Source organism: Rhizobium sp. SEMIA4064 (genome assembly GCF_003025035.1).
Taxonomy (GTDB): domain Bacteria; phylum Pseudomonadota; class Alphaproteobacteria; order Rhizobiales; family Rhizobiaceae; genus Rhizobium; species Rhizobium paranaense.
In genome coordinates, this window is record NZ_PYJN01000022.1 from 75068 (window position 1) to 93366 (window position 18299).

Consider the following 18299-nt stretch of genomic DNA (forward strand, 5'->3'; position numbering starts at 1 on the left):
AGGAATCAATAACGCAGCCCCGTTAATCGATAGAAAATTTCTATCGATTTTTATCGGCTTCAGCTAACAATCGCGCCTCATGCAACAAAGCGGAGACGAGCGGCGTAAACGGCTCGCGATGCGTCGCAACCAGACCAACGAGATGTTCCGCATCCGGTTCCGTGATGGGAATCTTGTGAATATCAGCGGGAAAGCCGAAGGAATCCGCGATATTCTTCGGCATGATGCTCGCCCAGCGTCCGGTCTGGACGTGGGCAAACAGCACAATCATCGAATTGGACTCCAGCGTCGGCTGCACCACCGCCCCCGCTTCGGCGAGATGCCGGTTGATGATCCGGCGGTTTTGCATATCAGCAGTTAATAGACAAAGCCGAAGATGGCCCACTTCCTTCCAGGTCACGCTTGCGCGCTCGGCCAGCGGACTGCCCGCTGCCGTGATCAGATGGTAGCGCTCGGCATAAAGCGGCACGCTGGTGACGCGGCCAAGCGGCTCATTTTCCAGATAGGTGATGCCCGCGTCGATCTCGAGATTTTCGAGCAGGCTCAACACCTGCAGCGAATTGCGCGAGGTGATGGAGAAGGTAACGTCGGGATGCCGCTCCTGAAACGGCGCGGTGATTTTCGGCACCATGGCAAGCGCCGTCGGAATGGCGGCGATGCGGATATGGCCGGCAAGCCCCTTGCGCGCCGCCCGCATTTCCTCGCGCATGGTCCTAGTATCGCCGACGATGCGCCGCGCCCACTCCAGCACCCGCTGGCCCTCCGGCGTCAAACCCTGAAAGCGCGAGCCGCGACTGACGAGCATGACACCGAGCTGATCCTCCAACTGCCTGATCGCGGCCGACAATGTCGGCTGCGTTATCCCGCATTCCTCCGCAGCACGGCCGAAATGCTTCTGGTTGGCAAGCGCGATGAAGAATTCCAGCTTGTCGATCATTTAACTCTCCTGAATACGAGAGTTAAACGCGCCAAGGCATCAGCGCAACATTGGAAAACGGAGGCGTGGCATGGGGCGCATGTCCGCCTTGAGGCTAGGCCTCCGGAAACTCCCTAGAGACCTGCCTCGCCACCGGCGGATAGACGCTCAATGAAAACGGGAGGGACGAGCGGCATCGCACTCTTTTCGGCAGAAGCCGCATTTCTCGCACGGGCCGTTTTCTTCAGAAGCGTCGCAAAGTCGCTCAGCGACACGCGATCGGCACGGAGCATCTGCCGGATCATCGGATCGCGCAGAACTTCCGACATGGTCATCTCATTATTCTGCATGAGCCTATCCTCCTTCTATGTTTTGAGGGAGTATTAGCGTCTCTGCATAACACTGTCGTGTCAGTCAGTTGACGATACGATGATGAATTGAAGGCCAAACCAAGGCTTCAGGAATTTCCGACTTTCCGGATGATCAGCAATCGCCCTTGCAGAAGGACTGCTGCAGCGAATCGAGCACCGCGCAGATTTCGGAACTGGCGACGGCATAATAGACGAGCCGGCCCTCCCGGCGGGTATCGACCAGCTTTTCCAGCCGCAACCGCGCCAGATGCTGCGAAACCACTGCCTGCTGCAGGCCGAGAAGCCCCTCGATCTCCGTGACCGTCTTTTCGCGCTTGGCCAGCATGAAGAGGATGCTCAGCCGCGTCTCGTGCGACAGAGCTTTCAACAGGATACTCGCCCTTCGAGCCCTCGCAGTCAGTTCCTCGACATTATGCTCGATGGCACCGCCAAGCGGTGGAGACAGCGACATAGAATGGCCTCTAGTGATAAACTCACATAGAGATATGCTTATAATATTATGAATCCATAAGCTGGTTCAAAAGGTCGCAGAACACCAAAAAAGGTCCGATTATCAGCAGATAAGCTGCCCGCCGTTGATCTCGATGACCTGTCCCGTGATGTAGCCGGAGAGCGTCGGCGCGGCGAGGAAGAGATAGGCAGGCGCGCAATCCTCCGCCGTCCCCAGGCGCTGCAGCGGGATCGATCGCCGCGTCTGTTCGAGTTTTTCCTTCGACGAGTAACGATCGTGGAAATCGGTGGCGATGGTTCCCGGCGATACGCAGTTCACCCGGATACCCTCCGGCGCCAGCTCGCGCGCCAAAGCCTTCGAATAGGTTGCGACGAAGGCCTTGGAGGCGGAATAGATCGCCGACCCCGGGCTGCCGCCGGTCAAAGCCGAGATCGAAACTGTATTGACGATTGCCGCCTGCCCGGCCGCCCGCAATAGCGGCAACAGCGCCCTTGTCACCTCGACGACGGAGGTCTGGTTGAGCTGGACGATCCGGTCATACCATTCGTCGGTCAATTCGCCGGCCGGAAAGCGGCCGACCATGGTACCGGCATTGTTGACCAGCACGTCGATGCGGTCGAACACGTCAGCAGCGGCAAGAGCAAAGTCCCTCGTGCCGGTCTCGCTCGTGAAATCAGCGGGAACGAGAAAGGCGCGGCGATCGAGCTCGGCCTCTAGCAGAAAATCGGGCAGCTCGCGGCCGGGATCGCGGCCGACATGGACGAGAACGCGCGCGCTGCAATCGAGAAACTGTCGCGCCACCTCCAGCCCGATGCCACGGCCGGCGCCGGTAACCACGACATTGCGATTTTCGAATAGCTTCGGATGAAACACCATGACCTCCCCAATTCGCAGAATCCGCGCGTCGGCAATTGCGGAATTTTCACTTTATCATATGATGACGAAAAAACGAAAGAAAGGGAGCGTCGACAATGTTCCTATCAGGACGCCAGACGGAGATTCTGGAAATCGCCAAGACTGAGGGGCGCGTGCTGGTGGAGGAACTGGCGCTTCGCTTCTCCGTAACGCCGCAAACCATCCGCAAGGACCTGAACGACCTGTGCGACGGCCGCGTTCTATCGCGCGTCCATGGCGGTGCGCTCTTTCCAGGCGGCACGGAAAACGTCAAATACGAAGCGCGCCGCTCCATCGCCGCCCCCGAAAAGCAGGCGATCGGCCGCGCCGCCGCCGGCCTGATCCCCAACAATACCTCTCTTTTCATCAATATCGGCACCACCACGGAAGCGGTCGGCGAGGCCCTTCTCGGCCATCACGAACTGATGGTCATCACCAATAATATCAACGTCGCCAATAAGTTACGCATCTTCCCCTCGATCGAGGTGGTCATCGCCGGCGGCGTCGTGCGCGGCTCGGACGGCGGCATTGTCGGGGAGGCGGCGGTCGACTTCATTAAGCAATTCAAGGTGGATTACGCCGTCATCGGCACCTCGGCCGTCGATGCCGATGGCGCACTTCTGGATTTCGATTTCCGCGAAGTGAAAGTGGCGCAGGCGATCATCGCCAATGCTCGCCATGTCATCCTGGTGGCCGACAGCACCAAGTTCGAACGCACCGCCCCGGTGCGCATCGGCCATCTCTCGCAAGTCCACACGTTCGTTACCGACGAATGTCGTGTCGAGTCCGTCCGCGCCGCCGCGGCCGAACATGGCGTTCGCCTGGTGGAAACCTCACGCCGCCAGAATTGATCGTCTCATCGCTTTCGTCACGAAACGTTCGTTTGACATTCGGATTGATTTCGTTTTAGATGAATCAATTTTCGAATTTTCCATTTCTCAAAATGGCAGACCTTTTCGGAGGGGCGGGTGAGCGAGCAGATTTACGACATTTTCGTTATCGGCGGCGGCATCAACGGCTGCGGCATCGCTCGTGACGCAGCCGGGCGCGGCTACAAGGTGGCTCTTGCGGAAATGAATGATTTCGCCTCCGGCACATCGTCCGGAGCCACCAAGCTCATCCATGGCGGCCTGCGCTATCTCGAACATTACGAATTCCGCCTTGTGCGCGAGTCGCTGATGGAGCGTGAAGTGCTCTGGGCGATGGCGCCGCACATCATCTGGCCGATGCGTTTCGTATTGCCCTATCACAAGGGCGGCATCCGCCCGGCTTGGCTCATCCGCCTTGGCCTCTTCCTCTATGATCACCTCGGCGGCCGCAAGCTGCTGCCTGCCACCGCGACGCTCGACATGAAGAGGGACCCGGCGGGAAAACCACTGAAGGCGCTGTTCACCAAGGCTTTCGAATATTCCGACGGATGGGTGGACGATGCGCGCATGGTCGTGCTCAACGCCCGCGACGCGGCCGATCGCGGCGCAACGATCATGCCGCGGACGAAGGTAACCTCCGCCCGCCGTGAAGGTGCTGCCTGGACGATCGAAACGCAGGACACCGTCACCGGCGAAAAACGCGCCTTCCAGTCGCGCATGCTGGTCAACGCCGCCGGTCCCTGGGTCGATCATGTTCTGTCCGACGCGTTTGGCAAGAACCAGGTGCACAATGTCCGTCTCGTGCAGGGCAGCCATATTATCGTCCGCAAGAAGTTTGACGATCCCCGCGCCTATTTCTTCCAGAATCCGGATAACCGCATCATCTTCGCGATCCCCTACGAACAGGATTTCACCCTGATCGGCACGACGGACCGCGACTACAAGGATGATCCCAAGGACGTGAAGATTTCCGACGAGGAAACGACCTATCTCTGCAACGCTGCCAGCGAATATTTCAAGGAGCCGGTCCGCCGCGAGGATATCGTCTGGACCTATTCCGCCGTACGTCCGCTCTATGACGACGGCGCCTCCAAGGCGCAGGAAGCGACGCGCGATTATGTGCTGAAGGTCGAAGGTGCCGAAGGTCAGCCGCCATTGCTCAACGTCTTCGGCGGCAAGCTCACCACCTATCGTCGCTTAAGCGAACATGCGCTGGAAAAGATCGGCGAGGTTATCGGCCTCAAGGGTACGCCGTGGACGGCCAAGAGCTCTCTGCCGGGCGGCGACTTCCCGGTTCGTGGCTATGAGGCTGAAGTTGCGAAGCTGAAGGGACGCTACCCCTTCCTCGCCGATCCGCATGCCCGCCGGCTCGTGCGCCGGTATGGCACCCGCGCCGCCATGCTCCTTGGAGAGGCAAAGACCACGGCCGATCTCGGCCGCAGCTTCGGCAGCGATCTCTACGAGGCGGAAGTCCGCTATCTCATGGCACATGAATGGGCCTATACCGCCGCCGACGTCCTTTGGCGCCGTTCGAAGAAGGGCCTCTATCTCTCGAAGGACGAAGCCGCCGCGCTGGACGATTACATGGCCGGCACACGCGTTCATGCTTGAGTAGGCGAAGGCTCCAGCCGAATTCCCAGCAAGTGCTTCGGGATTGGCCAAGCGCCATTGGGCGCGGCGGCTATGGATCCAGCAGACGCGGCCCAGGCCCCTCTTTTGCCAATTCATCCAACGGATTACGCAGGGGGCAGCTCTGCATTGAGAGACAGCCGCAGCCGATGCAGCCGTCGAGCTTATCGCGCAGGCCCTGCAGCCGCCTGATCCTGTTATCGAGATCATCCTTCCACTGCGCCGAAAGCGCCCGCCAATCGGCCCCTGTCGGCGTCCGGCTTTGCGGCAGCGTATCAAGTGCCGCCTGAATCTCGGCAAGCTGAATGCCGACGCGCTGCGCTACCTTGATGACCGCCACCCGGCGCAAGACCTCGCGGGCGTAGCGCCGCTGATTGCCGCTGCTGCGATGGCTCTCGATCAGTCCCTTTGCCTCGTAGAAATGCAGCGCCGAAACCGCAATGCCGCTGCGCGCTGCCACCTCGCCCACCGTCAATAATTTGGAAAATTGATCGGATTCGATTTTTCCCATAATGAGCCCTTGACCTCAACTTTACTTGAGGTTCTATAGCTCCTGCTCCGAAGCGCGTAAAGCAGGAGCAATGCATGACAGAACCAACCCGGCTGGCAATTCTCTACGGCAGCACCCGCAAGGGCCGACTATGTGACCGCGTGGTCAATTGGGTCGTCCGTGAGCTGGCGAACTATCCATTGATCGATCTCGACATTATCGATCCATTGGAATTCGGCCTGCCGGTCCACCACGACAAGGAGCATCCGGCCGTCGCGGACCTCGCCGAGCGGCTCTCCGAGGCGGATGCCTTCATCGTCGTCACACCGGAATACAATCATAGCTTCACGGCCGCGCTGAAATTCGTGCTCGATCTCGTTTACGAGCCATGGCAGGGCAAGCCGGTTGCTTTCGTCTCCTATGGCGGCATTTCCGGCGGGCTTCGCGCCGTTGAACAGTTGCGGCTGGTCTTTGCCGAGCTGCATGCCGTCACGGTGCGCGATACCGTCAGTTTCGCCAATCCCTGGGGCCGGTTCGCCGAGGATGGCTCCCTCGAAAACCCGATCGAAGCCCGTCAGGCGCTGGTGCAAATGATGGCGCGGCTGAATTGGTGGAGCGCGGCATTGAAGCCAGCCCGGGCAACGCGCCCCTATCGCTCCGTCGCCGCTTGATCGTCTTCAACAATATCCGAATCCGGTCTTTCGTTTCTGGCAGGTACGGAAGACCGGCTCGACGCCCGGATCTGGCATCCCCAGGTTCGGGCGTCTGTTGTGCACCCAGAAGTTTACCTTGCCGGAAAGCTGCACTTGCCGAAGTCGCCTCGATGACCTAACCCAATAGCAAGGCAGTTTCGGCGGTACAGGGATGGAGAACGAGAAACGTCTGGGAGGAGCGGATTTCATGCGCGCCGTCGCATGTCTGATGGTGCTTGCTCACCATCTCGCGCTTCGAATGAACTTCTACAAAATCCCGCCCGGTTTGGACCTGACCTTCATGCTGGCGCGCTTCGGCAATCACGGCGTCTCGGTCTTCTTCGTGCTCAGTGGCTTTCTTCTCTCGCGTCCCTTCTGGCTGGCGCTGGATAAAGCCCAACCACTGCCTTCATTGAAGATCTACACCATGCGTCGTGCTGCGCGCATCCTGCCGGGCTTCTGGTTTGCCCTGACGGTCGGCTTCGTGCTCAGCTTCACGGTCTATGGGTTTCCGCTCGATGGGGAGCTGATAGGCCGCTACATCGCTGGCTTCTTTCTGATGAGCCAATGGCATTGGCGCACCTTTTTTCCAGTGCAGGGTGACGGGCCACTATGGTCGATCCCCTTTGAGACGACCTGCTACGTTCTGTTGCCGATCGGCTTCCTGCTGCCGTTCTATGCGAAGCCGAGATCGCGCTCCCCTCTCGTCAGCCGCCTGTTCTGGATCGGCTTTATCGCCGCCTCGCTGCTCGGCCACTGGCTGGTAGTGACCTATCTCCCGACGGACAGCGTCGGGCGGGGATGGGAATACGGCTTCGAGGGCGGCGCCAAGGAATGGATGCCGCGCTACAACCCCATCGGCTTCTTCGCGATATTCGCGATCGGGGCGCTGGCAGCCGGAATCCAGACCATCATCCCGGCTCGCCGCTCGGCGATCTACGATGTCATTGGAGCGCTCGCGATTGTTATGGGCGCATGGCAGTTGCCGCAGTCCATCGGCGGTGCAGCGGAAGGCTATGCCTGGCTTGGCATCCCCTATCAATTCCCGCTACTTCCCCTGGGAGTCGCTATTGCGCTTACCACGCTTCCGCAATCGCTGTTGTTGGCAAAGCTGCTCGACAACCCCATCATCCGTTATGTCGCCACCGTCTCCTTCGGCGTCTATATCTGGCAGGATATCGTGCTGACGCTGATGACCACGCTCTTCCCCTGGAGCTTCGGCATTGGCTCAAATGACGTGCTCGGCGGATGGATCACATCGAGCCTCGTCGCAATCGTCATCATCTTCACGATCGGGACTGCCAGCTATTTTCTCCTGGAACGCCCGGTCATTCGTTGGGCCCGCACGCGCGAGCAGACGGCACGCACGGCACCAACATCCGAGAAAAAGGCCGTCCAAGGGAAACCATTGGGCGGCAGATAAGGTGGGAAACGAAACCCAGCCGGGGAGAGGCCGAGTATCATGTCAGATGCGGGTGACCTTCAGGCGCTCTTCATCGAGAACGACGCCGAGGCCGGGAGATAGCCCCAAATCCAGCCAACCCTGATCGTGCTTGAGCGGCATCGCCATCGGATAGTCACGACGGGCCTCGCTCCACTCCGGATTGTCATAGGGATATTCGAGCCAGGGCGCATCACCGACACCCGCCGTCAAATGCGCATTGGCCAGCACACCGATACCATTCGTCCATGAGTGCGGCGTAAATTGAACACCCGCCTCCCGCGCCTGGTAAGCCACCCGCCGGCAGCCGGTGATGCCGCCGACCAGCGCCACATCCGGCTGGACGACATCGAAGGCACGGTCTTCGATAATGTCTCGGAACTCATAGAGCTCTCGCGTCATCTCGCCGCCGGCGATGCGTACCGACGTCGCCTGCTTCAGCTCCTTCATGCCCTTGCGGTCCGAACGGTGCAGCGGCTCCTCCATCCAATAGATGCCGAGCCGCTCCAGCTCTTTCGCAACCGCCAACGCGTCCTTGAAGGTCCAGGGCAATGTCGTATCCCAGGGCATGCGCCAACCCTGGTTGCAGTCCACCATCAACTCCAGCTTGGTGCCGACGCGCGCGCGGATTGCCTCCAGAGCCTTCACATCATCTAGCCAACCGCCGCGCCCACCTGCGGATGAAGAGAAGCGCACCTTCATCGCGGGAAAGCCCTCTTCGAGATAACGCTCCGCCTGCTCAGCCAACGCGGCCGGCTCGCGCAATACGCCGGAGGAAGCATAGAGCCGCACGCGGCTGGCGCGGCCGCCAAGCATCCGCCAGACGGGTTCGCCGGTGATTTTGCCGGAAAGATCCCACAGCGCCAGGTCCATCGGCCAGCAGCGGCCATAATGGAAATTGATATGCGACAGGACCTCGTAGTGACGCTCCAGATGCCGCGGGTCCTGGCCGATGAACAGATCCTCGTGCCCCTCGAAACCCTTCATGAGATCGCCGGACCCGATACCCTCGCGGCCCTCGTCATCCCGCACGCGGACGATCGTCGCATCGAAATGCCGGCGTGGCCTGCCATCCCAGCTCGCCTTGAACGGCGGATCGAGCGGCAGGCGGTGATGGGTGATCTCTATGGAAACGATCTTGCTCATGGTCGTGCCTCCCCGCAAACCTCAGCCGAACTGCTGCCAGATGGTCTTGTAATCGCAATATTTGTCGATCGCATGCACTGAACGGTCACGGCCGAAACCGGATTGCTTGAAGCCGCCGAAAGGTGTCGCGAAATTCGACATATCGTAGGTGTTGATCCACACGGTGCCCGCATGGATCGCCTCGGAAAAGCGGTGGGCGCGGTCCATGTCTTTGGTGAAGACGGCGCCGGCAAGGCCATAGATCGTATCGTTGGCGATCTTGAGCGCTTCCTCCTCGGTGTCGAAGGGAATGGCGGCAAGCACCGGCCCAAAAATCTCCTGCCGCGCCAGGCTCATATCGTTGGTCATGTCGACGAAGACGCCGGGCGAGACATAGTAACCGCCGGTCTCGCTCAGCACCCGCTCTGCGCCGAAAGCACGTCGAGCGCCTTCCTTCTCACCAGCAGCGATCATAGAGAGCACCTTGTTCATGTGCTCCTCCTCGATCAGCGCGCCGATCTGCGCGGACGGATCAAGCGGGTGTTTGAGCGTAATATCGGACCGCGTCACCGCCTCGATCTTCGCAATCAGCTTCTCCTGGACCGAGCGCTGCACGATCAGCCGCGTCGAGGCGTGGCAGGTCTCGCCGGAATTGTAGAAGCAGCCCCAGGCGGCCGCGCTCGCCGCCGCATCGAGATCGGCATCTTCGAAAACGACCAGCGGCGACTTGCCGCCGAGTTCCAGCGCTACGCGCTTGACGTTCGACTGCGCTGCATACCCCATGATCAGCTTTCCGACCTCGGTCGAGCCGGTGAAGGCGATCATGTCGACATCCATGTGCAGCGCCAGCGGTTTGCCGGTCTCTTCGCCATAACCGGTGACGACATTGAAGACGCCGGCGGGCAGGCCTGCTTCAGAAGCAAGTTCAGCCAGGCGGAGGGCCGAGAGCGAGGATTGTTCGGCCGGCTTCAGCAGCACGGAATTACCTGCGGCAATCGCTGGCCCGAGCTTCCAGGCATCGATGATCATCGGATAGTTCCACGGCGTAATCGCCCCGACGACGCCGATCGGCACCTTGCGCACCAAAGCGCGCGCATTCGGCCCGGTCGGCGCGATCTCGTCATACATCTTGTCGATCATCTCGCCGTAGAATTGAATGCCATCGGCGCAAAGGCGGACATCGACCGTCAGCGACGCCATGACCGGTTTGCCGACATCCAGCGTTTCGAGCATGGCGAGTTCTTCGCCATGGGCGCGGATCAGTTCGGCCCAGCGAAGCATGATCCTCTTCTTTGCCATAGGGTCCTTTTTGCGCCAGATGCCGCTTTCGAAAGTCGCACGGGCAGCAGCCACGGCCGCGTCGACATCAGCGGCGTTGCCGCGCGCCAATTCCGGCCCTGCTCTGCCATCCATCGGTCGGATGCGGGTGAAAGTCGTGCCGGACGAGGAGGGACGATAGGCGCCATCGATGAAATGCCTCCCTTCGAGCTTAAGGCCGGACAAAACGCCTTCCCAATACTCGCGTGTGTAGGTCTTGCTCATCTCAAATTCCTTTCGGCAGCGCCATGACGGCAGCGGCGAATCGGTCGATATCGGCATCCGTCACATCGCGGACGGTCGAGCGCCGCATCGGCTGGTTTTCCGGAGCGCGCATTTCCCGCGCGAGATCGGTTGCGGCGAAGGGCATGAACGCCGCCGGCAGGGCGCGGACGATGCCGCAGCGGTCCATCCAATCGGAAACGAAGGCAGGTAGAGCCGCCGCACTTTTGAGCCCACAGGCTCTCGCGGCGGCATTGAGCTCGCCCGTATCCGCCTCCACCAGCCAGGGCAGCGTTACTTCAAAGCCGAGAGCGGTTGCGAGCCCATGGTGAACCGGCGCAAGCCCCGCCAGCGCATGGCTGATATTGTGGGCGATCGCCGTGCCGCAATTGTCAATGGCGATGCCGGCAAGGCAGGAACCGAGCAGCACGTCGCCCCGCGCCTCTATATTACCGGGCTCCTTCACCGCCGTTTCCAGAGCGCCGATGATTAGCCGCAGCGCCTGATGGGCGTAGAGCTGCGCACCGCGATGCGTGTTCCGGTTCGTCGCCGCCTCGAAAGCATGGATGAAGGCGTCAAGGCCGCACCAGGCGGTGAGATTGGCCGGCAGCGTGGTCGTCAGCGTCGGATCGAGGATGACGAGATCGGCCTTGCTCTCCGATCCCCAGATCCAGAGCTTCTTGCCTTCCGGACCGGCGAAGATATTGGTGGCCGAGGTCTCCGAGCCAGTGCCGGCTGTCGTCGGCACCATGATCTTCTTCAGCGGGTTCTTCGGGAGGGGGTTGGCCGCAAGCGCATAAAACATCGGGTCTTCTCCCGACGCTGCGCAACAGGCGACGATCTTGGCGATATCCAGCGCCGAGCCGCCACCGACGCCGATCACCATGTCGGCGCCCTGCCCCAGCTTGATCGCCGCATGCAGATGCGCAAGCTTCGGCTCGCCAGCAAAAGCGGAAAAAACCTGCGTCTTCACACCCGCTTCGGCAAGCTCGCCGCTGATCTCGGCGGCAAGGCCCGATTGCGCCAGGAAGGCGTCGACCACAAGCAGAACAGCACCAACGCCGTCGAAGGATTTGATGGCGGCCGGAAGGCCGGAGAGGGCGCCTTCGCCGAAACGAATGTCCGGAATGGCGGAGAGGGAGAAGAACACGAAGAATCCCCTTGGGAAACGGCTGAAACGATGCCGTAATCCTGCATCACAATTTCAGCTCTTCAAATCTGGCCATTTATCGGGAATATTGATGATCTGAAGTTATGGAGGAGTGATGCTCGAAAAGATACCGCTGGAGGCCTTCCGCGTGTTCGACGCCGCAGCCCGCGCCATGAACTTTTCCCGCGCCGGCCGCGAGTTGAACATTACCCAGGCGGCCGTCAGCCGGCGCATCAAGGGATTGGAGGATCACCTGGGCGCCGCGCTCTTTACCCGGCGCGGCCGCAACCTGGCGCTGACGCCGGATGGCGAGCGACTGTTCCAGCGCGTGCGGGCGACACTCGAATATCTTGAAGAGAGCCTGGAGCCTTTCCGCGCAGGCACGGGCGAGATCATTTCGATCGCCGCCAGCGGTTCTGTCTCGCATCTCTGGCTCGGACAGCGGCTCAAGGATTTCGGCAAGGAGAGCCCCGGCATTTCCGTCCGCCTGCTGACGACGGACTCACCCTCGGAACTTGCCTCGGAGACCAATGACCTCGTCATTCTCTATTCCACTGGTGAGCATCCGCGCTGGAACCTGACGCTGCTGATGAAGGAAGTGCTGGTGCCGATTGCCTCGCCGGATTATCTGGCCAGTCGCGGTCTGGAGCCGCAGGCGTTGACATCGGCCGATATCGCCGCGTTGGATCTGATCGACTACGAGCGTTTCAACGCCCACTGGATCAGCTTCCGCCAATGGTTCGGTCGTATCGGCAATCCACCGAAGGGCAAACTGCCGCGACCGCGGCTGTCTTTCTCCACCTATATCATGGCGGTCGAGGCGGCCTTGCGCGGCGAAGGCATCGCGCTCGGCAGCCTCGGGCTTATCGAAGAGCACCTGCGCTCTGGCGCACTGGTTACGATCGGCAATGACCGGGTCGAAAGCGGCTTCGGTTATTATCTCGGCGCACCGCGCTTCCGCGCCCTCTCGCCGGAAGCGGGTCAGTTGCATCGGCATCTGCTGGGCGGCTATCAGGGCTGATAGAGACCAAGCCGCGCAACAAAAAAGCGGCCCCGAAAGGCCGCTCTCATTCGAAACCTAAGACTAGGTACCGGATCAATCTTGCCCGATTGCGCCGCGCAGCCGCGTCATTTCCATGATGTAATGCTCAAGGCGCGACTTGTGCTCGTGATGTTCGGCATCTTCGAGTTCTGCCCTGGCGAGATCGATACGACGCGTCAACTCGTCCTGTCTCAGGTCTTCGACCGGAATTGCGGATTCCGCAAGCAGCGTGCAGCCGGTCGGCAGGATGTCGGCGAAGCCGCCGAACACGACGTAGTCCTGCTTCTTACCCGATGCTGCATGCACCTTGACGACGCCCGGCTTGATCGTCGTCATCGTCGGAGCATGATGAGCCATGACGGTCATTTCGCCTTCGCTGGCGGGAATGACGACATCAACAACCTGCTCCGACAGGAGCAGACGCTCCGGAGACACCAGTTCGAAATTGAAATTGTCAGGCATGACCGGTCACTTCTCGATTGTCTTTATTTCAAGGCAACGGCGCACGAAACTTCGCGCGCCGTTCGATCGGCTCTATTAGGCAGCCAGCTTCTTGGCCTTTTCGATCGCTTCTTCGATCGAGCCAACCATGTAGAAAGCAGCTTCCGGCAGATGGTCGTATTCGCCGTTGACGAGGCCCTTGAAGCCCTTGATCGTGTCTTCGAGCGCAACGAGCTTGCCCGGCGAACCGGTGAAGACTTCGGCAACGAAGAACGGCTGCGACAGGAAGCGCTCGATCTTGCGGGCGCGGGCAACAGCCAGCTTGTCGTCTTCGGAGAGTTCGTCCATGCCGAGGATGGCGATGATGTCCTGCAGGGCCTTGTAGCGCTGCAGCGTCGACTGAACCTTACGAGCAATTTCGTAGTGCTCTTCGCCGACGACCATCGGGTCGAGCATGCGCGAGGTGGAGTCGAGCGGGTCGACAGCCGGGTAGATACCCTTTTCAGCGATCGAGCGCGACAGAACCGTCGTTGCGTCCAGGTGGGCGAACGAGGTTGCCGGTGCCGGGTCGGTCAAGTCGTCGGCCGGAACGTAAATGGCCTGAACCGAGGTGATCGAGCCCGTCGTCGTCGTGGTGATGCGTTCCTGCATCTGGCCCATGTCGGTTGCGAGCGTCGGCTGATAGCCCACGGCCGAAGGAATACGGCCGAGCAGAGCCGACACTTCCGAACCAGCCTGCGTGAAGCGGAAGATGTTGTCGACGAAGAACAGAACGTCCTGGCCTTCATCGCGGAAGTTTTCAGCAACGGTCAGACCGGTCAGAGCGACGCGAGCGCGGGCACCCGGCGGTTCGTTCATCTGGCCATAGACGAGCGCAGCCTTGGAGCCTTCGCCGCCGCCATGCTTGTTGACGCCCGATTCGATCATTTCGTGGTAAAGGTCGTTGCCTTCGCGGGTACGTTCACCCACGCCTGCAAAGACCGAGTAACCACCGTGCGCCTTGGCGACGTTGTTGATCAGCTCCATGATGAGAACGGTCTTGCCGACGCCGGCGCCGCCGAACAGGCCGATCTTGCCGCCCTTTGCGTAAGGAGCGAGCAGGTCGACGACCTTGATGCCGGTAACCAGGATCTGGCCTTCCGTGGACTGCTCGACGTAAGACGGAGCGTCCTGGTGGATGGCGCGCTTACGAGTGGTGTTCAGCGGACCGGCTTCGTCGACCGGCTCACCGATGACGTTCATGATACGGCCGAGCGTTTCGTGGCCAACCGGAACCGAGATCGGCGCGCCGGTGTCGGAAACGGACTGACCACGAACCAGACCTTCGGTCGAGTCCATGGCGATCGTGCGGACCGAGTTTTCACCCAGGTGCTGTGCGACTTCCAGAACAAGGCGGTTGCCGTTGTTGTCGGTTTCGAGAGCATTCAGGATCTTCGGCAGATCGCCATCGAAAGAAACGTCCACGACGGCGCCGATAACCTGCGTAACCTTGCCGACCGAAACTGCGGCCATAGCTGCGTCAGCCATATTCTTACCCTCTTTCCCTAACCTCAGAGCGCTTCCGCGCCCGAAATGATTTCAATCAGTTCCTTGGTGATCTGTGCCTGGCGCTGACGGTTGTAGTTCAGCGTCAGCTTGTTGATCATCTCACCAGCATTGCGCGTCGCATTGTCCATCGCGCTCATCTTGGCGCCCATCTCGCCGGCGACGTTTTCGAGCAACGCGCGGAAGATCTGAACGGAGATATTGCGCGGGATCAGGTCCGCGAGGATCGAAGCCGCATCCGGCTCGTATTCGTAAATGGCGCCCTTATGAGCGGTATCTTCTTCGACAACAGCCGGGGCCGAAGCCGGAATGAGCTGCTGCGCCGTCGGCACCTGGCTGATGACCGACTTGAACTCGGAATAGAACAGCGTGCAGACGTCGAACTCGCCGCCTTCGAACATCTCGATGACGCGCTTGCCGATGGCATCGGCATTGTCGAAGCCAATGCGCTTGACGTCGCGCAGTTCCTTGCGCTCGACGATCAGCGAAGAGAACTCACGACGCAGAATGTCGTAGCCCTTCTTGCCAACCGTGAAGATCTTCACGGTCTTGCCTTCGGCGATCAGCTTGCGGACATGATCGCGGGCAAAACGCGCGATCTGCGAGTTGAAACCGCCGCAAAGGCCGCGTTCAGCCGAGCAGACGACGAGCAAATGTACATCGCTCTTGCCGGTGCCAGTCATCAGCGGCGGCGCGCCGTCAGCGTCGCTGACAGCAGCCGTGATGTTGGCGAGAACGGCGCTCATGCGCTGTGAATAGGGCCGTGCGGCCTCCGCCGCCTCCTGGGCGCGCCGAAGCTTCGCCGCGGCGACCATTTTCATCGCCTTGGTGATCTTCTGCGTCGCCTTGACGGAGGCGATCCGGTTTTTCAGATCCTTAAGTGAAGGCATCCGGTATCCGTCCTAGAAGTGAGGCCCGATCAGGCGAAAGACTTGGCGTAGCTGTCGAGAGCAGCGATGAGCTTGCCCTTGGTCGCGTCGCTGATGGCCTTTTCGGTGCGGATCGCGTCGAGGATGTCCTTGCCTTCCGACCGCAGGTAGGAAAGCAGGCCCTGCTCGAACTTGCCGATCTGCGCAACTGCGATCTTGTCGAGATAGCCATTGACGCCGGCAAAGATCACCGCGACCTGCTCTTCCGTCTTCAGCGGCGCGAACTGCGGCTGCTTCAGGAGCTCGGTCAGACGGGCGCCGCGGTTCAGCAGGCGCTGCGTTGCGGCATCGAGGTCCGAACCGAACTGAGCGAAGGCGGCCATTTCGCGATACTGGGCGAGTTCGCCCTTAATCGAGCCGGCAACCTGCTTCATCGCCTTGATCTGTGCGGACGAACCGACGCGCGAAACCGACAGACCGACGTTAACGGCCGGACGAATACCCTGGTAGAACAGGTCGGTTTCGAGGAAGATCTGGCCGTCGGTGATCGAAATCACGTTGGTCGGAATGAACGCCGAAACGTCGTTACCCTGCGTTTCGATGACCGGCAGAGCAGTCAGCGAACCGGCGCCCTGTTCATCGTTCATCTTGGCAGCGCGCTCGAGGAGGCGCGAGTGCAGGTAGAAAACGTCGCCCGGATAGGCTTCGCGGCCCGGCGGGCGGCGCAGCAGCAGCGACATCTGACGATAGGAAACGGCCTGCTTCGACAGGTCGTCATAGCCGATCAGGGCATGCATGCCGTTGTCACGGAAATATTCGCCCATGGCGCAACCGGCGAACGGCGCCAGGTACTGCATCGGGGCCGGATCGGAGGCCGTTGCGGCAACGATGATCGAGTACTTCAGCGCACCGCGCTCTTCGAGCACCTTGACGAACTGAGCGACGGTCGAACGCTTCTGGCCGATAGCGACGTAGACGCAGTACAGCTTTTCGCTGTCCGGACCGGCATCGTGGATGGCCTTCTGATTCAAGATCGTGTCGAGAATGATGGCGGTCTTGCCGGTCTGGCGGTCGCCGATGACAAGCTCGCGCTGGCCGCGGCCGACCGGGATCAGAGCGTCGATAGCCTTCAGGCCGGTCGACATCGGCTCATGAACCGACTTGCGCGGAATGATGCCTGGAGCCTTGACGTCGACGCGAGCGCGGCGGGTCGCGTTGATCGGGCCCTTGCCGTCGATGGGGTTGCCGAGCGCGTCGACAACGCGGCCGAGAAGTTCCGGACCAACCGGAACATCAACGATCGCGCCGGTGCGCTTGACGGTGTCGCCTTCTTTGATGTCACGGTCGGAACCGAAGATAACCACGCCGACGTTGTCGGATTCGAGGTTCAGCGCCATGCCGCGGATGCCGCCGGGGAATTCGACCATTTCGCCGGCCTGAACGTTGTCCAGACCGTAGACGCGGGCGATACCGTCACCGACGGAGAGAACCTGGCCGACTTCGGAGACTTCAGCTTCCTTGCCGAAGTTTTTGATCTGATCTTTCAGAATTGCGGAAATTTCCGCGGCGCGGATATCCATCAGCCGACCTCTTTCAATGCAAGCTTAAGGGTGGAGAGTTTGGTGCGAAGGGACGTATCGATCTGGCGGGAGCCGACCTTGACGATCAGGCCACCGAGAATCGACGGATCGACGGTGACGGCGATCGCCACATCCTTGCCGGTGACGCCCTTCAGCGCCGCCTTCAATTCATCTTCCTGCGCCGGGGTCAGCGCATGCGCCGAGGTGATCTCGGCGGAAACTTCACCGCGATGCTGCGCGGCAATAATACGGAAAGCCTTGATCATGCCCGGCAGCGCAAAAAGGCGCCGGTTGCCTGCCACGACCTTGAGGAAATTGGTGACGTAATTGCCGAAGCCGGCCTTGGTCGCCAGCGCCTGCACGGCACCGACCTGCTCTTCAGCCGAAAAGACCGGGCTCGAGACGAAACGCTTCAGATCATCGCTGTCGTCCAGCATGGCTTGGAACCGATCGAGATCGGCGGTCACGGCCGGGACGGCACCCTCCTCGAGGGCCAGCTCGAACAATGACGAGGCATATCGTTCTGCAACACCAGAAATATGCTGGGATGTGTCTGCCACGGGCACAAAATTCCCTGATTTCAACCCAAGAATCCGGCTTCCGAGAGACGGAAGTCACATGTTCTTGAATTCGTTTTGATTTCCCCCAGAAATCAGCAGGAGCTTCCCCCTACCTCATCCGAAATTCGGGGTTCGTCTAACATAGGATATTGAGACTCGCAACACGCGTAATCGCCGAATACGCTATTCGGGTGAATTTATGGTGGCAAAAATTCAAAACTATGGGGATAGCGCAGGCATTAGCAGCCGAAGCGAGAGCATTTTCGCTCAAATATAGCCCAAGCCATAAAGAAGCGGTAGAGCCGCCAAAACCGCTTGCACAACCAGAAGTGCAATATTCAAAAGAAAGCTTCCGCGATCCGACATGATCGAGAGAATGCGGCCGAAGGCCGCAACGGCAAACGACGCCCCGAGCGCCAGATAGACCATCGGCTGGGCGAGCAGAATCGCAACCAGCCCGAAGCCCAGATAGAAGCCGCCGGTCGCACGCCCCTCGGCATAGGCTTCCGGCCGCCCTTCCCGCACCTGCAGCTTAAGGAAACGATAGGTGTAGCCGGGCGCGAACATCGCGAGGAAGCCGATGAGCGCCGTAAACGCCGCCGAGCAATAGGCAAGCTGCTCGCCGAGATCTGTCGGAAAATAAAGCTCCATCGGTCGTCCCCAAATCAACCTAAACCAAATCAATCATATCAACA

The 18299-nt window shown here is 60.3% G+C and carries 19 protein-coding genes; 5 read left to right on the top strand and 14 right to left on the bottom strand.

The features are described from left to right. Window positions 1-40: 40 nt before the first annotated feature. The 4 genes from C9E91_RS17545 to C9E91_RS17560 all read right to left on the bottom strand — a co-directional run bounded on the left by C9E91_RS17545 (window position 41) and on the right by C9E91_RS17560 (window position 2611). The gene (locus C9E91_RS17545; RefSeq protein ID WP_107109560.1) at window positions 41-937 is read right to left on the bottom strand and encodes a LysR family transcriptional regulator; all 897 of its coding nucleotides are present in this window, start codon (window positions 935-937) and stop codon (window positions 41-43) included. 113 nt (window positions 938-1050) lie between these two features. After that, entirely contained in the window at window positions 1051-1266 is a 216-nt protein-coding gene (locus C9E91_RS17550; protein WP_107109561.1) for a hypothetical protein, read from the bottom strand. 133 nt (window positions 1267-1399) lie between these two features. After that, window positions 1400-1738 carry an ArsR/SmtB family transcription factor gene (locus tag C9E91_RS17555; RefSeq protein ID WP_107109562.1) on the bottom strand — a complete coding sequence of 113 codons (339 nt, stop codon included), beginning with the start codon at window positions 1736-1738 and terminating at the stop codon, window positions 1400-1402. 102 nt (window positions 1739-1840) lie between these two features. Further along, window positions 1841-2611: an SDR family NAD(P)-dependent oxidoreductase gene (locus C9E91_RS17560; RefSeq protein WP_107109927.1), complete on the bottom strand. Its 771-nt coding sequence runs from the start codon at window positions 2609-2611 to the stop codon at window positions 1841-1843. A 98-nt stretch (window positions 2612-2709) separates the two neighbouring features. Here C9E91_RS17560 and C9E91_RS17565 point away from each other — a divergent pair, with 98 nt between their 5' ends. Continuing rightward, the gene (locus C9E91_RS17565; RefSeq protein ID WP_107109563.1) at window positions 2710-3483 is read left to right on the top strand and encodes a DeoR/GlpR family DNA-binding transcription regulator; all 774 of its coding nucleotides are present in this window, start codon (window positions 2710-2712) and stop codon (window positions 3481-3483) included. A gap of 117 nt (window positions 3484-3600) precedes the next feature. Beyond that, window positions 3601-5112, top strand: coding sequence for a glycerol-3-phosphate dehydrogenase (gene glpD / locus C9E91_RS17570; protein WP_107109564.1), 1512 nt, complete (start codon window positions 3601-3603; stop codon window positions 5110-5112). Between the two features lie 70 nt (window positions 5113-5182). On the opposite strand, the gene soxR is transcribed toward glpD, so the two are convergent. Continuing rightward, window positions 5183-5641: a redox-sensitive transcriptional activator SoxR gene (gene soxR / locus C9E91_RS17575; RefSeq protein ID WP_107109565.1), complete on the bottom strand. Its 459-nt coding sequence runs from the start codon at window positions 5639-5641 to the stop codon at window positions 5183-5185. 74 nt (window positions 5642-5715) lie between these two features. Between soxR and C9E91_RS17580 the strand changes: the two genes are divergently transcribed. Together C9E91_RS17580 and C9E91_RS17585 are read left to right on the top strand one after the other, a co-directional pair. After that, entirely contained in the window at window positions 5716-6291 is a 576-nt protein-coding gene (locus C9E91_RS17580; protein ID WP_107109566.1) for an NADPH-dependent FMN reductase, read from the top strand. A 193-nt stretch (window positions 6292-6484) separates the two neighbouring features. Then, on the top strand, window positions 6485-7735 hold the full coding sequence (locus C9E91_RS17585) for an acyltransferase family protein (RefSeq protein WP_107109567.1): 1251 nt from the start codon (window positions 6485-6487) through the stop codon (window positions 7733-7735). Between the two features lie 42 nt (window positions 7736-7777). Here the strand turns inward: C9E91_RS17585 and C9E91_RS17590 are convergent, their stop codons facing one another. Genes C9E91_RS17590 through C9E91_RS17600 form a run of 3 tightly spaced genes read right to left on the bottom strand, consistent with a single transcriptional unit; the run spans window position 7778 to window position 11567 of the window. Beyond that, window positions 7778-8899 (bottom strand): mandelate racemase/muconate lactonizing enzyme family protein, encoded by a 1122-nt coding sequence (locus tag C9E91_RS17590; RefSeq protein WP_107109568.1) that lies wholly within the window; start codon window positions 8897-8899, stop codon window positions 7778-7780. A 21-nt stretch (window positions 8900-8920) separates the two neighbouring features. After that, window positions 8921-10420 (bottom strand): aldehyde dehydrogenase family protein, encoded by a 1500-nt coding sequence (locus tag C9E91_RS17595; RefSeq protein ID WP_107109569.1) that lies wholly within the window; start codon window positions 10418-10420, stop codon window positions 8921-8923. A gap of 1 nt (window position 10421) precedes the next feature. Next, the gene (locus C9E91_RS17600; protein WP_107109570.1) at window positions 10422-11567 is read right to left on the bottom strand and encodes an iron-containing alcohol dehydrogenase; all 1146 of its coding nucleotides are present in this window, start codon (window positions 11565-11567) and stop codon (window positions 10422-10424) included. Between the two features lie 115 nt (window positions 11568-11682). On the opposite strand from C9E91_RS17600, the gene C9E91_RS17605 reads away from it, so the two are divergent. Continuing rightward, window positions 11683-12588, top strand: coding sequence for a LysR substrate-binding domain-containing protein (locus tag C9E91_RS17605; RefSeq protein ID WP_107109571.1), 906 nt, complete (start codon window positions 11683-11685; stop codon window positions 12586-12588). Window positions 12589-12663: 75 nt separating this feature from the next. Here the strand turns inward: C9E91_RS17605 and C9E91_RS17610 are convergent, their stop codons facing one another. The 6 genes from C9E91_RS17610 to C9E91_RS17635 form a co-directional block, all read right to left on the bottom strand. Next, window positions 12664-13071 (bottom strand): F0F1 ATP synthase subunit epsilon, encoded by a 408-nt coding sequence (locus tag C9E91_RS17610; RefSeq protein WP_107109572.1) that lies wholly within the window; start codon window positions 13069-13071, stop codon window positions 12664-12666. Between the two features lie 75 nt (window positions 13072-13146). Further along, the gene (gene atpD, locus C9E91_RS17615; RefSeq protein WP_107109573.1) at window positions 13147-14577 is read right to left on the bottom strand and encodes a F0F1 ATP synthase subunit beta; all 1431 of its coding nucleotides are present in this window, start codon (window positions 14575-14577) and stop codon (window positions 13147-13149) included. 23 nt (window positions 14578-14600) lie between these two features. Continuing rightward, window positions 14601-15485, bottom strand: coding sequence for a F0F1 ATP synthase subunit gamma (locus C9E91_RS17620; RefSeq protein WP_107109574.1), 885 nt, complete (start codon window positions 15483-15485; stop codon window positions 14601-14603). Window positions 15486-15514: 29 nt separating this feature from the next. Next, window positions 15515-17044 carry a F0F1 ATP synthase subunit alpha gene (gene atpA, locus C9E91_RS17625; RefSeq protein ID WP_107109575.1) on the bottom strand — a complete coding sequence of 510 codons (1530 nt, stop codon included), beginning with the start codon at window positions 17042-17044 and terminating at the stop codon, window positions 15515-15517. Beyond that, window positions 17044-17610: a F0F1 ATP synthase subunit delta gene (locus C9E91_RS17630; protein ID WP_107109576.1), complete on the bottom strand. Its 567-nt coding sequence runs from the start codon at window positions 17608-17610 to the stop codon at window positions 17044-17046. The genes atpA and C9E91_RS17630 overlap by 1 nt, the downstream gene beginning before the upstream one ends. A gap of 261 nt (window positions 17611-17871) precedes the next feature. After that, window positions 17872-18255, bottom strand: a complete 384-nt coding sequence (locus C9E91_RS17635; RefSeq protein WP_107109577.1) for an AGROH133_08824 family phage infection protein — start codon at window positions 18253-18255, stop codon at window positions 17872-17874. Window positions 18256-18299: the final 44 nt, after the last annotated feature.

Excerpts from the sequence above, each read along its gene's own strand:
- C9E91_RS17550 (WP_107109561.1), bottom strand. The coding sequence starts at position 1,266 with ATGCAGAATAATGAGATGACCATGTCGGAAGTTCTGCGCGATCCGATG.
- C9E91_RS17605 (WP_107109571.1), top strand. The coding sequence starts at position 11,683 with ATGCTCGAAAAGATACCGCTGGAGGCCTTCCGCGTGTTCGACGCCGCA.
- C9E91_RS17590 (WP_107109568.1), bottom strand. The coding sequence starts at position 8,899 with ATGAGCAAGATCGTTTCCATAGAGATCACCCATCACCGCCTGCCGCTC.
- atpD (WP_107109573.1), bottom strand. The coding sequence starts at position 14,577 with ATGGCTGACGCAGCTATGGCCGCAGTTTCGGTCGGCAAGGTTACGCAG.
- C9E91_RS17555 (WP_107109562.1), bottom strand. The coding sequence starts at position 1,738 with ATGTCGCTGTCTCCACCGCTTGGCGGTGCCATCGAGCATAATGTCGAG.
- C9E91_RS17585 (WP_107109567.1), top strand. The coding sequence starts at position 6,485 with ATGGAGAACGAGAAACGTCTGGGAGGAGCGGATTTCATGCGCGCCGTC.
- C9E91_RS17580 (WP_107109566.1), top strand. The coding sequence starts at position 5,716 with ATGACAGAACCAACCCGGCTGGCAATTCTCTACGGCAGCACCCGCAAG.
- soxR (WP_107109565.1), bottom strand. The coding sequence starts at position 5,641 with ATGGGAAAAATCGAATCCGATCAATTTTCCAAATTATTGACGGTGGGC.
- C9E91_RS17565 (WP_107109563.1), top strand. The coding sequence starts at position 2,710 with ATGTTCCTATCAGGACGCCAGACGGAGATTCTGGAAATCGCCAAGACT.
- C9E91_RS17610 (WP_107109572.1), bottom strand. The coding sequence starts at position 13,071 with ATGCCTGACAATTTCAATTTCGAACTGGTGTCTCCGGAGCGTCTGCTC.
- C9E91_RS17620 (WP_107109574.1), bottom strand. The coding sequence starts at position 15,485 with ATGCCTTCACTTAAGGATCTGAAAAACCGGATCGCCTCCGTCAAGGCG.
- C9E91_RS17595 (WP_107109569.1), bottom strand. The coding sequence starts at position 10,420 with ATGAGCAAGACCTACACACGCGAGTATTGGGAAGGCGTTTTGTCCGGC.
- C9E91_RS17545 (WP_107109560.1), bottom strand. The coding sequence starts at position 937 with ATGATCGACAAGCTGGAATTCTTCATCGCGCTTGCCAACCAGAAGCAT.
- atpA (WP_107109575.1), bottom strand. The coding sequence starts at position 17,044 with ATGGATATCCGCGCCGCGGAAATTTCCGCAATTCTGAAAGATCAGATC.
- C9E91_RS17635 (WP_107109577.1), bottom strand. The coding sequence starts at position 18,255 with ATGGAGCTTTATTTTCCGACAGATCTCGGCGAGCAGCTTGCCTATTGC.